The 14,933-nt window shown below is 57.8% G+C and carries 16 protein-coding genes; 3 read left to right on the top strand and 13 right to left on the bottom strand.

The annotated features are described in order from the left end of the window. Nucleotides 1-8: 8 nt before the first annotated feature. Nucleotides 9-623, top strand: a complete 615-nt coding sequence (locus tag GQS_RS06885; protein WP_014012955.1) for a hypothetical protein — start codon at nucleotides 9-11, stop codon at nucleotides 621-623. Here GQS_RS06885 and GQS_RS06880 read toward each other — a convergent pair. The 11 genes from GQS_RS06880 to GQS_RS06830 all read right to left on the bottom strand — a co-directional run bounded on the left by GQS_RS06880 (nucleotide 604) and on the right by GQS_RS06830 (nucleotide 10,275). Further along, a complete protein-coding gene (locus GQS_RS06880; protein WP_014012954.1) occupies nucleotides 604-912 on the bottom strand; it encodes a transcriptional regulator in 309 nt (102 codons plus the stop codon). The two genes, GQS_RS06885 and GQS_RS06880, sit on opposite strands and share 20 nt — an antisense overlap. Nucleotides 913-916: 4 nt before the next feature. Next, a complete protein-coding gene (locus GQS_RS06875) occupies nucleotides 917-1,501 on the bottom strand; it encodes a hypothetical protein (protein WP_014012953.1) in 585 nt (194 codons plus the stop codon). Nucleotides 1,502-1,567: 66 nt separating this feature from the next. Further along, nucleotides 1,568-1,762, bottom strand: coding sequence for a TIGR04140 family protein (locus tag GQS_RS06870; RefSeq protein ID WP_014012952.1), 195 nt, complete (start codon nucleotides 1,760-1,762; stop codon nucleotides 1,568-1,570). Beyond that, nucleotides 1,725-3,023: an ATP-binding protein gene (locus GQS_RS06865; protein ID WP_014012951.1), complete on the bottom strand. Its 1,299-nt coding sequence runs from the start codon at nucleotides 3,021-3,023 to the stop codon at nucleotides 1,725-1,727. Before GQS_RS06865 ends, GQS_RS06870 begins: the two co-directional genes overlap by 38 nt. Before the next feature lie 75 nt (nucleotides 3,024-3,098). Then, complete coding sequence (locus GQS_RS06860; protein ID WP_014012950.1) at nucleotides 3,099-4,070, bottom strand: TIGR00269 family protein; 972 nt, start codon at nucleotides 4,068-4,070, stop codon at nucleotides 3,099-3,101. Nucleotides 4,071-4,160: 90 nt separating this feature from the next. Continuing rightward, the gene (locus tag GQS_RS06855) at nucleotides 4,161-5,294 is read right to left on the bottom strand and encodes a site-2 protease family protein (RefSeq protein ID WP_014012949.1); all 1,134 of its coding nucleotides are present in this window, start codon (nucleotides 5,292-5,294) and stop codon (nucleotides 4,161-4,163) included. A 49-nt stretch (nucleotides 5,295-5,343) separates the two neighbouring features. Then, nucleotides 5,344-6,228 carry a glycosyltransferase gene (locus GQS_RS06850; protein ID WP_014012948.1) on the bottom strand — a complete coding sequence of 295 codons (885 nt, stop codon included), beginning with the start codon at nucleotides 6,226-6,228 and terminating at the stop codon, nucleotides 5,344-5,346. Then, a complete protein-coding gene (locus tag GQS_RS06845) occupies nucleotides 6,225-7,490 on the bottom strand; it encodes a sulfatase-like hydrolase/transferase (protein WP_014012947.1) in 1,266 nt (421 codons plus the stop codon). The genes GQS_RS06850 and GQS_RS06845 overlap by 4 nt, the downstream gene beginning before the upstream one ends. Then, a complete protein-coding gene (locus tag GQS_RS06840; protein ID WP_014012946.1) occupies nucleotides 7,477-8,421 on the bottom strand; it encodes a glycosyltransferase in 945 nt (314 codons plus the stop codon). Before GQS_RS06840 ends, GQS_RS06845 begins: the two co-directional genes overlap by 14 nt. Then, nucleotides 8,418-9,281, bottom strand: a complete 864-nt coding sequence (locus tag GQS_RS06835) for an alkaline phosphatase family protein (RefSeq protein ID WP_148236379.1) — start codon at nucleotides 9,279-9,281, stop codon at nucleotides 8,418-8,420. Before GQS_RS06835 ends, GQS_RS06840 begins: the two co-directional genes overlap by 4 nt. Beyond that, nucleotides 9,166-10,275, bottom strand: a complete 1,110-nt coding sequence (locus GQS_RS06830) for a glycosyltransferase family 2 protein (protein ID WP_014012944.1) — start codon at nucleotides 10,273-10,275, stop codon at nucleotides 9,166-9,168. The genes GQS_RS06835 and GQS_RS06830 overlap by 116 nt, the downstream gene beginning before the upstream one ends. 108 nt (nucleotides 10,276-10,383) lie before the next feature. Between GQS_RS06830 and GQS_RS06825 the strand changes: the two genes are divergently transcribed. Both GQS_RS06825 and GQS_RS06820 read left to right on the top strand, forming a co-directional pair. After that, nucleotides 10,384-11,343 carry a sulfotransferase gene (locus GQS_RS06825; protein ID WP_014012943.1) on the top strand — a complete coding sequence of 320 codons (960 nt, stop codon included), beginning with the start codon at nucleotides 10,384-10,386 and terminating at the stop codon, nucleotides 11,341-11,343. Next, complete coding sequence (locus tag GQS_RS06820) at nucleotides 11,336-12,679, top strand: sulfatase-like hydrolase/transferase (protein WP_014012942.1); 1,344 nt, start codon at nucleotides 11,336-11,338, stop codon at nucleotides 12,677-12,679. Before GQS_RS06825 ends, GQS_RS06820 begins: the two co-directional genes overlap by 8 nt. On the opposite strand, the gene GQS_RS06815 is transcribed toward GQS_RS06820, so the two are convergent. Then, nucleotides 12,642-14,186 carry a flippase gene (locus tag GQS_RS06815; protein WP_238515727.1) on the bottom strand — a complete coding sequence of 515 codons (1,545 nt, stop codon included), beginning with the start codon at nucleotides 14,184-14,186 and terminating at the stop codon, nucleotides 12,642-12,644. The genes GQS_RS06820 and GQS_RS06815 overlap by 38 nt on opposite strands. Further along, complete coding sequence (locus GQS_RS06810; RefSeq protein WP_014012940.1) at nucleotides 14,183-14,923, bottom strand: sulfite exporter TauE/SafE family protein; 741 nt, start codon at nucleotides 14,921-14,923, stop codon at nucleotides 14,183-14,185. Before GQS_RS06810 ends, GQS_RS06815 begins: the two co-directional genes overlap by 4 nt. Nucleotides 14,924-14,933 lie beyond the last annotated feature (10 nt).

Below are 14,933 nucleotides of genomic sequence, written 5' to 3'. Positions count from 1 at the left end.
CAGGACTGGTGGTGGGTATAAACCGGGAAGAAAAGGTTGTTCTGGTATCAATATTCGTGCTTGTCATCGGATTCTTCACCGGCCTCTATTACCGAAGGGTTGACCACATACTGAGGACTTCGTGGATGATAGCCTACCTTCTCGCCGTTCTGTGGCTTCCCCGAAAGTACAAACGGCCGGATGGGACCCTCGGGGCCCTTCTCAGCCCCTTCTACAACGAGGGCATCACCGCCATGACCTCGGTTTTCCTCGCGGCCCATGCATCCCTCGTAAACGTTCCGTTCACGAACGTGGACCTCTTCAACGTCGCCTGCCGGAACGTGGACATGATAAGCCATTCCCTGGGGGGACTCGTCCTCTGGCTCTTCCTCGTGAGCATCCTCAGGGAGCTTTTCAGTGAGATGCCGTGGAGAAAGGTGATCATCTACTCCTTCGCGCTCCTGCTGGTAATCGGCGTGGGCTGGGAGATAGCCGAGTGGTTTGGAAGCCACTTCACGGAGGGCATACTGAAGGAGACGATACCGAACAAGATAAGGGACGTCCTGATGGAACAGCTGGGCGCCCTCTTCGGGCTCTGGATGGTCACGAAGAAGGGCTATCCATTCAGTCCTCCGCGGGAATGAGTGATAGCGCTTCCTTCAGGGCCCTCAGATACTCCCCTGTTTCCTCCGCTCCCTTCTCCGTTATCCTCACGGCCGTCCTCGGTCTGTCCGCTATCACTTTGTAAATCTCGATGTAGCCCGCCTTTTCGAGGGCCTTAAGGTGCGAGTCAAGATTGCCGGGGGTTACCTCCAGGACCTCCAGGAGGTCCCGGAAGAGCACCCTCCCCCTGGGGAGCAGGTAGAGCATCACCCCTAATCTAACCGGGTTTCCGAGCGTGTGGTTCCTGCTCAGCTCTCGGAGGGCCTCCATGGTATCACCGCTCTATTGCCCTGAATGCCGAGTGGAGGTACCAGAGGGTTGTGAGGCTGAAGCCCAGGGCGATTCCAAAGGCCGCCAGCACGGTTGCGTTGGAGAGGGTGCTGTAGGCGAAGGGTATGAGGATGGCCGGTATCCCAAAGGCCGGGATCATTTCCCTCTCCCTCGTAAGTGCGAACATACCCCCCACGGAGAACGAGATGAACGTGAGCAGGGCAACGCCTATCTCTGTATCGACCGGCTTGTTGAGGGCCAGCGGCACCACGACCCATCCGAGAAGTACGCCCGCAATCCAAACTCCCATTATTGCCGCTCCTTCCTTCCAGGAATTCCCCGCTATCCCGGCCAGTCTTACGTACCTCTTCCACACGCTGCCCGTGAACTTCATCGCGACTATAAACGCCGCCGGCCAGTAGACCAGGTTGAACTGCCACGGCAGGTCCAGTATGCCCATTATGACGTAGTAGAGGCTCATGATAACGAGCCACACCGCGAAGTTCATCGCTCCGTACATCTTCCCCGCCGCTATCAGCTTGCCCTCGACCCTCTCCAGGACTGTCTTCAGTTCCCTAACTTCCTCCATACACATCACCAGTTGAGAATAGGGCGTTCTGCTATTTATATCCGGGTCTTTCTCTGAATTTCAGAGCTAGCCCCCAGCCCTCGCCAGGCGGAGCCTCTCCATGAAGCGCTCGATTTCCCTTTCGTTTCCCTCTATCAGAACCCTGCTGAGGGGTATGCCGTTTCTCTCGATTTTCCCGAGAACCGTCAGCTTAACCTCTGCCCCGCTCTTCCTTCTTATCTCCTCAAGTTCCTCCGGTGAAATTGCGGTCTCGATAATCAAGGAGGAACCTCCATAGGGGTATTATTTCGATTCCGTCCGTTTCCTTCTCAACGTCCCACGTTATCAGCTTTGCATTTTTCCACCCGAAGAGTCGCTTTGCCTTCCTCAGAGCTTTGAGTTCCCTTTCTAGTGTCTCCGGCCTCGAAACGTCGTAGCTCACCTGAATCAACGTTTCCTCCTCTGGCAGAACGAAGTCCACCTCCCAGTTTTCGCCGAAGGCATAGTTAACCTCCCTACCCCTCCTCATGAGCTCGATGAAGACCGCGTTCTCCATGAGCCTGCCGATGTTGTCGCTGAACTTCACGCTCAGGAACGTGAGGAAAGCCGTGTCCACGAAGTATATCTTCTTGGGGTGCTGGATTCTCAGCCTGACCTTGGGTGAGTACACTTCTACAGGAAAGGTGAAGTAGCACTCGTTCAGGTAGCGGAGGTAGTTGGCCAGAGTTGCCTTGCTGACCGAATATCCGAGACTTCTCATAGTTTTCTCAGCTTTGCTCAGGCTGAAGTACTCTGAGTTGAGAAGCAACCTGAGAAGCGCCCTCAGCTCCTCTGGGTTCCGTATCCGGTACCTTTCGACAATGTCCAACGCAATAATCGTGTTGAAGTAATCCCTGACTATCATGCCTTTTATTTTTTTATCGTCGGAGAGGACAACCTCCGGAAAGCCCCCGTAGAGAAGATATTCCCTCAGGAGGTTTAGGAGCTGGCTTTTCTTCCCGCTGAATTCGACTCTTTCTGGCACCTCGAAGTTTTTGAAGCGGAGGAACTCCGGGAAGCTCAGCGGGAAGACTTCGAATGTGAGGGCCCTACCTCTGAGCGATGTGGGTATCTCCCTGCTTGATAGCTTTGAAGAAGAACCACTCAGGAAGAGCCTCACGTCTTTTCTTGAGTCATGTACCCGTCTGACCCATGAGTCCCATCCCGGAATATTTTGGATTTCATCGAGAAACAGGTAAAGCCTTTCTTTCTTCCCAAATAGCTCCTCGATTGTGGGGATAAGCTCGGTGAGCGTTTCGGTTTTCTTCTCTATCCTCTCGTCCTCGAAGTTGATGTAAAAAATCTCATCCCGGGGTATTTTATTGGAAAGCCAGTTTATCAGCTGGAACATCAGGTATGTCTTGCCCGTTCTCCTGCATCCTGCGAAAGTGATGATCTTTTTTGGCCTTTCGGGAATCAGGGAGAAGTCAAAGTCCCTTTCGATTAGTTCCGGCGTCCAGTTCTCCTGCCACTCAACAATGACCCGCGCGAGGTTCTCGTCCATGGTAGCGTTTACTCACTCAACCTTTATAAAGGTTGTTCAGTATACTGAACGGCCCTTTATAAATGGTTGTTTAGCTCACTCAACTCTGAAGGTCAGCCCTTTCTCCCTGGCCTTTTTCTCCACCTGCAGGCGGAACTGGCAGGCCTTGCATATCTCTCCCGTCGTCGGCTGGCCGCAGATTTTGCAGCGGTTCAGCTCGCTCGTCCTTTTGGTGTACGTCCTCGCTATGAGGGGGAACAGCTTGTCGTAGCTCCTCAGTATCTGGTACTTCGTCCCCGGGTGCCTCTCCTCCATCTCGTTTATCCAGTCCCTTATCTCCGCCCGGAAGGCCTCGACCGCGTAGGGGCACTCGCTGAAATCAACCTCTATGTTGTTCAGAACCGCGTAGAGGACTATCTCCTTCTCGGGAATCTCGCGGAGGGGCTTTATTCTCGGAACGAGCTCCGGGTGGATTTCCTCGTAGTAGGGGCCCGTCCTCCCGAGGCGCGCCACATCGCCGCGCAGTATGTTCATGACGAACATCTGAACCTCGTCGTCGAGGTTGTGGCCGACCGCCAGTTTGTCTGCTTCGACGTCCTTCGCCGCGTAGTTGAGGAGCCAGCGCCTCCAGACGCCGCAGTAGGAGCACGCCCCGACTCTCTCTCCCTTTTCAAAGCTCCCCATAATCTCAACTGTCTCGTCCAGGGTGAAGCCCATGTACTCCTTGAATGAATAGACCCTGTGCTCTATGCCCAGCTTCTCCGCGTTCCTTTTGGCTATCTCGACGCTGGGGGGCCGGTATCCTGCTATCCCCTCGTCAATCGTTATCGCGATCAGCTCGAACGGGAACTTCTCACGCAGCTTCGCCAGGAGGTGCATGAGAACGACGCTGTCCTTTCCACCGCTCACGCCCACGGCTATCCTCTCACCCTTCTCTATGAGGCGGTACCTTTTGACGGTCTCCTTGAACTTCCTCTCCACTAGTTCGTTGAAGTGCTTTCTGCAGTAGTACCTGCCCGTGTAGCGCGCGTGATAGACTGCATCACGGCCGCACTTTGAACACTTCATCCTCCCACCGGAGGGGGGTGGGAACGCCTCTTAAAAAGGTTGGCTTCAAGCCGCCGGAAGAAGATGGGGATGGGGTGCACTTGGGTGGCGCTATCCCGCAAGGTTCATTATTGCAGGGAGGATGTTGAGCGCCAGCAGGAAGAGGCCCACCCCTATGGTGAAGTACCTGACCGGCTTCGCGACGTTCTCCGGCAGGTAGCGTTTGAACACGTCGTCGAGCATCCTCCCGCCGTCCAGAGGGACGAGCGGGAAGAGGTTCATAAGCCCGATGCCTATGTTGAGTACGTATATCCAGTAGAAGGTGAAGAACAGCGGCAGCACCAGCCAGTCGGCTCCGACCTTTGAGACCACGTTCTGCGCGGGGTAGATTCCTATGTAACCCTTCTCCGGGTTATCAGGATGCGCCCCGAGCTTCAGCTGGAGGTTCAGCTCTTGGCCTCCCCTGAGGATCGTGAGCGTGACCATCTGACCCGGCTTCGTCCCGTTCATGAAGTTTATGAAGTTCTCCATGTCCCTTATCTGAACCCCGTCCATGGCGACTATAACATCCCCCTTCTGAAGGATACCGTAGGCCGGGCCGTCCTCCAGCACGCCGGACACGAGGATTCCCGATGGCTGAAGAACGGGTGAGATGGCGAAGTTGAGGATCAAAACAGCTATGAGGGCCGTTGTAACGTTGGCGAGTGAGCCGGCGCCGTAAACCCTCAGCCTGGTGCGCAGGGAGGCCCTCTCAAGCTCCTCCTCGTCCGGCTCGACGAAGGCGCCGGGTATGACGGCGAGGAGAACCAGACCCACAGATTTCAGCGGCAGGTTCTCGGCCCTCGCCACTATTCCGTGGCTCAGCTCGTGGACCACCATGACGACGGCGAGGGCTATCAGGCCGTACCAGAGGGGTATGGTTATTCCGGGGATAACGAGCTGTACACCTCCGCCCGCCCCCCCGCTCTGGATGGTCCTCAGTGCAGTTCTCAGGAGTGCATAGAAGACGTAAACCATGCCCATAAAGCCGAGGGCGATTCCGACATCCGCGTAGACCTTCCAGAAGCGTCTGCTCCTGCGCGCGAGACCGTCGATGAACCCGAGCAGTCTCTTCGTTCTCCACATGGCGATGAAAAGATCGACCGTTAGGCCCTCCTCCTTCTCTTCCCTTCTGCCGAAGAGGGCGTAGAGGATAACCCAGAAGGCGGCGATTCCAACGATGACTGCGATGAGGGTGGTGTTCATTTGGGTCACCTATTGAACTTTCAGACCTCGATTTAAAAAGTAATCGGGCTCACAGCCGGCCGATGAATTTGAGGATGTATATCTTAGTCCTCACGTCGAGGATGGACCCTATGGTGTCAACAATGTTCCCCCTCATCGTCGGGTTGAGGCGGAACGCCCTCAGGATCTCCGCTGCACCGCTTCTGTCGCCTCCAAAGAGCTTGAGAATCCCTATCTGGAGGAGGTGGTAGCTCAGAACCCTGGGGTCGTGCCTTATGTCCCCGTGCTCCTCTATCATTCTGTACCTCCCAGCAAGGTACTTGGCGAAGGAGAACTGGCCGGGGTGGATTGAGTAGTCAACCAGAGGCTCGTCTATCGCTCCGAAGCGGCATACCTTTGACATTCTCAGCCACATGTCCCAGTCCTCGCAGGTCGGGAAGCTCTCCCTGAACAGTCCGGCCCTCCTGAAGCACTCGCGCCTCACCATTATCGTGGACGTTCCGGTTATGTTGTCCCTCAGCATGTGCCTGTAAACGTCCCCGCTCGCCCGGGGGTGCTTTATCCCGAGGACCCGGTTTCTCTCGAGGTAGTAGTATGTGAAGGCGGTGTAAATCAGCCCGTAGTCCTCTGGAAGCTCTCTGAAGGCCTCCACCTGGAGCTCGAGCTTGTCCTCCCGCCAGCGGTCGTCATCATCCACGAACGCTATGAACTCACCCCTCGCCTTCAAAACGCCGAGGTTCCGGGCGTTCGCTATCCCTTTTCCTTTCTGGGGGACGTACCTCAGCCTCCCGTCCCCGTAGGAACGCACCAGTTCCAGCGTGGATTCGCTTCCCGCCCCGTCCACCACGAGAACCTCGAAGTCGTCAAAGCTCTGATTTAATACGCTCTCTATGGCCCTCCTTAAGAGCGCGTCCCTGTTGTACGTGGGTATTATGACCGAAACAACCGGCCTCACCCGGTCACCCTCCCTCCGGTGAAAAGGCTGAGGTGCCTGAGTATCAGCTTCCTCGCCTTCCTCTCGAACTCCCCGTTCCCGGATTCGACCTCCTCGAGCTTCCAGTCGTCGACGTTGAAGACCGCGGTGCCTTCTTTGTGATAGAGCTTTATTCTGTACTTCTCGAGCTCCTTCACGGCCTCCAGCTTCTCCTCCGGCAGGTTGGGGTAGGGGTAGTGGGTTCCGAAGCTCTCTGCCAGGGCGTAATCCGTGGCCAGCTCGAAGTCCTTCCCCTCGACCTGGCTCATGACGAAGGGCTTTACCCTCGCGAGGCTCACGTAGCCCTCCACCTCGCCAATCTCGCGCGGGGCCCTTATCAGGAGGGGCACCCTGACAAGCTCGTCGTCCAGGAAGACCCCGTGCCCGAGCCTGTTGTCCTCGCCGAGGAGCTGCCCGTGGTCGCTCGTGACGATGATGACCGAGTTCTCCGTTAGCTTCCTGTCCTCGAGGGTCTCCATGATGTCCCTGATTCTCTTCTCCAGGTACCTCACCTGTCCGGGGTAGCCCTTCCTCCACTTCTCCACCAACTCCGGCTCCTCCCCAAGGAGTCTGCTGACGACGGGGGCGTCTGTGAAGCCCTCGAAGAGCGAATACGGCTCGTGAACCTCCATCAGGTTGATGAAGATGTAAGCGGGCCGCCTGAACTCCATCTCGGAGAGGAGCTTCGTGGTAACCTTCGCGCCCTTGTCCCTGGGCCAGCCCTCGCCGTACCTGCCCAGGATTCTCAGGAGCACCTTGAGGGGCAGGGTGAACTTGCCCTCCCGCAGGAGCGCCCACGTCAGCTCGAGGGCGTTGCCGGGCTCGTGCTTCCTGAGCACCTCGTTCAGCTCCTCCCTGTCCCTGTCCTCGATGAGGGGCTTGAGGGTGTCCCTGAACTCGTCGAAGGACTTTATGCCGAAGTCCGGGCCGATGAAGAAGTTGGCGGTGAACAGGTATGTCGAGTACCCGAGGGATGCCAGAACCTCGTGGAGGTACGTCCCGTCCTCCCGGAACCTCACGTCGGGTACCTTCCTCTTCCTGCCCTCGTGAACCCCGTGGTAGAGGGGGTAGAGCCCGGTGAACATCGAGGCGTGGCTCGGTATCGTCCAGGGGGACGTTGTTATCGCGTTTTCGATGCTCGTGAACCCGAAGTCGCCCGTGAGGAGTTCCTCTATCCCCCCGGAGTGGTCCTTTCGCAGGGTGTCGAGGACGATGAGTATCACGTTCGGCCTATCCACGGACATCACTCTCCCGAACCGGCACCAGCCTTCTCGCGTCCCTTATCCTCCTGAGCTTGCGGAGGTTGCTCCCCAGGGTCAGGTCGCTCCGTATCATCTCCCTGAGGTCCCCGTTCTCTATTCTTCTCTCGCGGCCCTTAAACGCTTTGAGGTATCCGGCAACGAGGGCGTAGCCCTTGACCGGGTTCTGGAGCATCAGAAAACCCGCCCTGGCGAGGACCGAGGTGAAGGAGGCGCCGAGCTTGTAGTTGGACCAGCCCAGCATCTCGTAGCCCCTCAGGTGGCCGAAGCGTCCCTCCGTCTCCCTGAGCTGGACGGCTATGGCATTGACAACCTGCCCGGTTCTCCACCCCAGGAACCTCGCGAGGTAGTGGGAGACCGTGTCGGGGCTTGGACCCTCGCGGTACCCGCCGACCTCCCTGAAGCACTCCCTCCTGAAGAGCCTCGGACTGCCCTTCGGCCTCTCTGGGTCGGTTCCCTCCCAGACGAGCCTGCCGTTCCTGATGTAGTAACCTCCCCCGCTCACGATTCCGAGCCTGGGGTCACTTCTGAAGGCCTCAACGAGCTTCTCGAAGAACCTGCGCTCCAGTATGAAGTCCGCGTCAAGGACCCCAATGTAGCCGAATGGGATGCCCTGCTCAACGGCCAGCGAGAGTGCCCTCTCGAAGCCTGCCCTGACCACGTGGGAGTAGCGGTACTTCAGGTCGTAGCCGCCGCCACCCTTCAGGTGGAGAACCTCTATCCAATCGTGCTTCTCCGCCAGCTCCTCGGCTATCTTCCCCGTCCCGTCGGAGCTGTTGTCGTTCACTATCACCCACAGCCTTGGCCTGAGGCTCTGGTTCACAACGCTCCTCGCGAGAAGGGGCAGGTTAGCCTCTTCGTTCTTCGCGGGGGTGACGATTATGTATCCACTGGTCTTTTGGCTCCTAGGTCTCACTTCTTCCCCTCCGCCCGCTTAACCACCAGGCCGAACAGCTCCTGGGGCTTCCCTATCAGCTCCCCCGTATTGCTGCTGAAGAAGCCGTGGTCCGAGTGGTCCCCGCCCCTTGGGTCTCCCGGGACCGGCTCCATTCCGTGGTCGGAGATTATGTAGAGAACGTCACCCTCGTCCATCTTTTCCGAGACGAGCTTGGCCAGCTTGTTGAGGTCGAAGTAGAGGTTCATGAGCTTGAGCTTCTTGCCTATGAGGAAGTGGGACACCTCGTCGAGGAACGGCGTGTACCAGAAGATAAGCTCGTAGTCTCCTTCAAGAGCCTCCATCAGTGCCCTCCTGTCCCTCTCGTAAGTTCTCATCGCGTACTCTATAAGGGGCCGGAGGTTGCCCTTTACGGCCTCCTTCATCGCCTCCCTTACCTCCGGGTTTGAGACGTTCCTGCCGTAGGAGGGGACGCCGTTGGTCCAGGTCTTCTCGAAGTAGTCGAACATCGTCCTGTACTTCCTGTTCCTGAGGAGGTAGTCGTAGGTGGCCTCAAAGGGGTTGGAGGTTATCGCGTCTCCCAGCCGTCTCCTTATCGAGAGGGGGAGCACCTTCGCCCCCAGCTTGACGTACCAGGGGGTTTTAACCTTCGTTATGTTGCCCTTGTTGGCTATGAACTTCTGCCTCTTTATGAACGGCTCCTCTATCTCCGGTATCTTCCTCCCCGTGAGCATCGCGGCCCATATCGGCGGGGTCACGATTACCTCAAAATCCGAAAGGTTGGTTTTTGTGAATGCCCTTTGCTGGAGGTACTTCAGGTTCCACTCCTTCACCAGATTGTACTCCAGTCCGTCTATGCCCAGGATTATTATTCTCCCCATGGGGGATCCGCTCCGTCCAGAAGTTTATCTCTCCCCTCTTAATCCTGTTCCTGTTGAGGGTCGCTATGGCGAGGCCCTCAATCATGTAAATTATCCTACTGGCGTTCTCCCTTTTAAAGCCTGAGGTCGCGAACAGAATCGAGTGGAGCAGCAGGTCCCCCACCCTTCCGATGGCGTAGCGGAGCCTGTGGGGGAGCGTGTTGTCGAAGAGCTTGTAGAACAGGTAGAGGTGGTAAACCTGCCTCATCACCTCGAACTCCCACGACGATAGCCTTCCGGCCGGGGCCTCAAGGTGCACCAGCCTGGCCTTTGGGGTCTGGTAGAGCGAACCCGGGAAGAGCCTGTGGAGCCTGTAGGAGAAGTCCTTGTCCTCCCCGACCGCGTACTTCCTCAGCCTCTCGTCGAACTCCAGGTGCCTGAAGACCTCCCTCCTGAAGGACATGTTGGTGCCGCTGAAGCTCTCACGGTTTATGGTCCTCGTGAGCCTGTAGGGAAGGACCTCGAAGAGGGAAACGAGCTGTCTGTGCTCGTCCACCTCGTAGTAGCCGCGCTGGAGGAGCCACCAGATGAACTTCAGGAGGCCGAACCTGGCCAGGGGGTTGTTCTCGCTGACCCTGTTGGTTATGAACCCCTGGACTCCCATGGTGTTCGGGTGCTCCTCGTAGGTTCGGATGAGGTTTTCAACGTAGTTCTCGTCGAGAACCACGTCATCGTCCAGGAAGAGGATTACGTCCCCTCTAGCCACCTTCGCCCCGACGTTCCTGGCGTGGGGAAGGCTTGAGCCGGGAAGGTGAAGCCTCCTGACGGCGATTCCCCTGGATCTCAGGAGCTTTATCTCGCTCTCGATTTTTCTCTCTTCCTCCCTCAAGGGCGCGCCGTTGATGAGAATGACCTCAATCGGCTTCACACTCTGTTCTGCTATCGACCTGAGGCACTCCGCCAGCTCCTCCGGCCTCTTGTAGAGCGTCGATATAACGACTGAAACCTCGAGCATTTTTTCTCCCGGCGGTAGGAATAGTGGCCCGCTTTAATAGTCTTTTGGTTCAGCAAGCTATATAACCCGCGGTTCCCAATTACAAACTTGGTTGCCGGAGGGAGCAATATGGGAGTTGCTGAAAAGTTGCTCGCCCGCTTCAATCACTCCGTTGATGCATTCGCTTCACTCGTTCACGATTACCGAACCACTGACACCATAGCGATATTTGGAAGCCCCCGCTCGGGCTCAACGTGGTTGATGGAGCTCCTCGAGTCCATTCCGGGCTACAAGTCCGTTTTTGAGCCGTTCCACCCCCGCTGGTATCCGGAGTTCGGAAGGAACGGCTTCCCGTACGCCCCCCACGTTCCCGATGAGGGCGAGCTGGTCTGGCTGGCCGACTACCTGGGGAGGGTCTTCTCGGGGAAAGTCCACGCGATGTTCCCCTACCGCCGTCCCGTGCGTTCCAGGCTGAGGGCGTCCAGACTTGTCGTCAAGTTCGTGAGGGCCAACACGATCCTCCCGTGGGTGGCAGGGAACTTCAGGCTGAGGGGGTTCTACTTCATAATCCGCCACCCCTGCGCCACCATAGCGTCCCAGATTTCGACGGGCTACCACTCGAGGATAACCACGGAGCAGCTGGCCGAGGAGGTTCGCAGGGCCGGGCTGGAGGAACTGGCCGGGCGCATTGCAGGATTGAACACCGAGATAGGCCGCCTGGCCGCGGTGTGGGCCTTCGAGACCTACCTCCCCCTGGCGTCGGGGGAGAAACCCTGGTACACGGTCGTCTACGAGAGGCTCGTGAGCGAGCCGAAGGAGGAACTCCCGGCCATCTTCGCCCGCGTTGGTGAGGAGGTTCCGGCCGCGGCCTGGGAGCGGGTGGGGAGGCCGAGCATGGTCACGGGCAAGAGCTACGGAAAGGAGTACATAGGGACCCCCAAACAGCTCCTCAAGTGGCGCGAGAAGCTGAGCGGGAGGCAGGTTAAGGAGATACTGGAGGTGGCCTCGTGGTTCGGGCTGGACTTCTACACCACCGAACCCGAGCCGGATTATGACGCGCTGGCGGCGTGGGGTGTGGTCGTTGGATAATCCCCACGTGATTTTCGTCGTCCTCGACACCCTCAGGAAAGACTACGGTAGGCTGGTTGAGGAGTCCCTCTCCAAGCTGGGCTTCATCGTTTACGAGAACGCCGTGGCTCCCGCCCCTTGGACTCTTCCCAGTCATGCCTCAATCTTCAGCGGTCTCTACCCTGCCGTCCACGGTGCCCACGAAACAAGGGAGGTTAAGAACTACGGCGTTAGATTCAGGGGTCCAAACTCGCTCCTCAGGGTCTTTGATGAACTGGGCTACTCGACCCATCTCATCAGCGCCAACATGTTCGTCCGGCCCGGGTTCGGCTTCTCCGGCTTCGATGGCTTTCTCGACGTGTACTCGAACAGGACGTTTTCGCCGTTTGATAAGAGGGAGAAGGCCCTCCTGTCTAGATACTGGAGCGAGGCGGGGGGTTCGAGGCTTTCATTCGTTCGAAAACTCGCGGCCTCGGGGGAGTACAAACTGCTCCTCAAGTTCTTCCCTGGAATCGCGCTCCAGCGCGCCCATGCATGGTACAAACGCAGATTCCAGAACTGGCCCATCGAGAAGGGCTCCCGGAAGGTTGTGGCCCTGGTAGGGAGAATGGACTTCAGTGACCCGACTTTCCTTTTCATAAACCTTATGGAGGTTCACCAGCCCCTCTTTCTCAACAGGCACGTCTCCTTCTACCTGAACTTCAGGGGGGACGGGCCGGATAGGGGTTTGATTGAGCTCTGGAGGAAGAGGTACGGGGAGGCCACGGGGTACCTCAACTCGCGGCTCCTCGAGCTTATGGCCGTGCTGAAGCGGAAGGGAATCTTCGACGAGTCCTTGATAATTGTCCTGAGCGACCACGGTGAGCTGATCGGGGAGCACGGCAAGGTTCTTCACGGGACGTTCCTCTACGATGAACTGCTCCGGGTTCCCCTGATGGTGAAGTATCCGGAGTCATGGGAAGTCGAGCCGGATGGGGATGGCGGGTACATCAGCCTGGCGGCGATGCCGCGCTTCATTTCATCCCTGCTGTCTGGCGAGACTACCGATTCGAGTCTCTACTCTCCCGCGGTTTTTGCAGAGAGCTATGGGGTTTCCAACTCGTTTGACCTGTCTGTTCTCTCCGATGATGAGCTCGAGGTTTACAGGTTCTTTGACCGATACCGTGTGGCGGTTTACAGGGGACACCTCAAGGGGATTTTCAACGTCCAAGATTGGAAGTTTGATGAGATTGTCTCCTACGACTCCCGGATGGAGGTTACTGAAAACGACGTAAAGCTCCTGAAAAGGGAGGTTGTTCGGTTTCTGAGCGAGACAAGTCTCACCCGCCTGAGAGGAAGCGGGAGAGGAGTCTCTTAACAGGTCCGAGGTTCACGCCAGTTCTGGCCTCAACGGCCTCTATAAGCTCGATGTCCTCCTTTTCGGCCGTCCTGAGCAGGAGTATTAGGATGACATAGCCAGCATAAACGGCGATTGTCACCGCAGCTGCGATAATCAGGCCCCCGTCAATCCCCAGGAGTGCGGTTCCGCCTACCAATCCAAGGCCTGGAAGGAGTGTTTTGAGATAATTCCCTCCAAACGGATGTATCCCCGTCTTCCTGTGGAGCCACCAGGTCCTGTACAGGTTGGCGGTGACGTAGGACACCGCGGTGGCCACGGCCGCTCCCTCTATGCCGTAGATGGGTATGAGGACGATGTTCAGAGCCACGTTGGCGGCCGCTGCGAAGAGGTTGCCGGTCAGGTTTGCGGAGGGTTCGCCGACGGCTATGAGGCTCATCCCGTTGAGGCCCATCATCACGTGGAACATGAAGCCGGCTGAGAGTATCCTCAGGGCGGTGCTCGCTTCCAGGTATTTGGGGCCGAAGAAGAGGTTGATGGCGCTCTCCGGAAAGACGAAGACGAAGAGGAACACCGGGAACGTGAGAATGAAGACCCACCTCGTGGTCGTGCGGTAGAGCTTCCTGAGCCCGTCTATGTCTCCGCTCGTGAAGAAGGCCGTCGCTATGGGCATGTAGAGGAAGCCCATCGAGTTGAGGAAGAGAGGTAAAAGCCTCGCTATCGGCGCCGCGCCGTTGTAAAGTCCAACAACATCTGGGTCGAAGTAGTAGCCGAGCATTAGTGAGTCCGTCCAGCCCATCACGTAGTCGAGTATGCCCGTGAGCATTAGTGGGAGGGAGAACAGGAACAGTTCCCTCGCGAGTTTTCTGCTCAGATGGGGCCTCCTCGGGAGCAGGCCGAGGCGAAGGCTCTCCATGATGAGGGCACCGGAGGAGAGCACCTGGGCCGTCACGTATGCGATGAAGATGAAGGTGTATCCTGCCCCGGCCAGCAGCCCCGCCGTGAGGATTATCAAAAACAGCAGGGGCGGCAGGAGGTTTCTGTAATAGAGGTTCTCCCTCACCCTGCCGTGCCCCCTCGAAACGGCGACGAGGAGCATCGTGAGCACCATGAACGGGAGTGCGGGAGCCGCCAGGGGAAGGGTCGTATCCAGGTACCTGTCGTTCAGGAGGGGGGCAATGGAAGGCGCCAGGAGAACCGTAGCGGCCGTCATCACAATTGAGGCGACCAGGGCCATCGTGAGGCCGGTGGAAACGAGGGTAGGAACCTCCTCCCGCCTGTCCTTGAGGTAGCGGGATATCTCCCTGGGCAGGCCGCTCTGGAGGCCGAGGAGCGCGACGGTCATCGCTATGCTGAGTATCGTCATCGTCAGGGTGAAGGAGCCGTACTGGTACCTGTCAAAGTACCGCGCTATTATCGCCCTGCTAAGGAAGGTGAGGAACATTGAAAGTACAGTCCCTGTGAGAACTATCCCCATGCCCCTGGCAACCTTATGGAGCGCGTTCCCAGTATCGCCCAACCCCTTCACCCGCCCAGCAGTGTGAACAGCCCGATCAGCAGGATTATCACGTTCATGACCCTTTTAAGCTTCTCCCTGTCCGCCCTCCGGTTGACGTGGGTGCCGAGGTACACCCCCGGGATGGCCCCCAGGATAAGGGCCCCCGCCAGCCGGTAGTCCACACTGCCCATGCCCGCGTAGTTTACGAAGCTGAACGCCGACAGGGCCAGGCCGTAGGTTATCGTCACTCCAACGACGTCCCTCGGCTCGAGCCTGGCGACGTTCATGAGGGCGAAGCTCACTATGACTCCGGCACCGACGGAGGTGAACTGAACGGTCAGGCCTACCACGAAGCCGAGGAGATAGACGTAGGCCCATCTGGGCCGTATCGGAAGGTGAATCTCCCCTTTGAGGAGGCTCAGAACCGCGCTGACAACGAGGACGGCTCCGAGGAGAATAGTAAGGTACTCGTTGAGAGCCTCCTTGTTGATCCAGCGGAGGAGCACTCCTCCAAGAACTATCGCGGGGACGCTCCCTGCGAAGAGCCTAAGTGCTATGTCGTACCTTATCCTGCCTCTCCTCCCGTGGAAGAAAACGCCGAAGACCCTAGTGACGGTGGCGTAGAGCAGGTCCGTTCCCACAGCCGTTAGCGGTTCAACACCGAGGAAAATGAGGGAAGGAGTCATCAAAGCCCCGCCGCCAACCCCTGTTAGGCCCACGAGAAATCCAACGAAGAGGCCCAGTCCTACGAAGGTCGGCGGAGTCAAGGCTTTACCC

Source organism: Thermococcus sp. 4557 (assembly GCF_000221185.1).
GTDB lineage: Archaea > Methanobacteriota_B > Thermococci > Thermococcales > Thermococcaceae > Thermococcus.
Note: the sequence above shows the minus strand (reverse complement) of the source record. Positions and strands in the feature narration are given on the sequence as shown.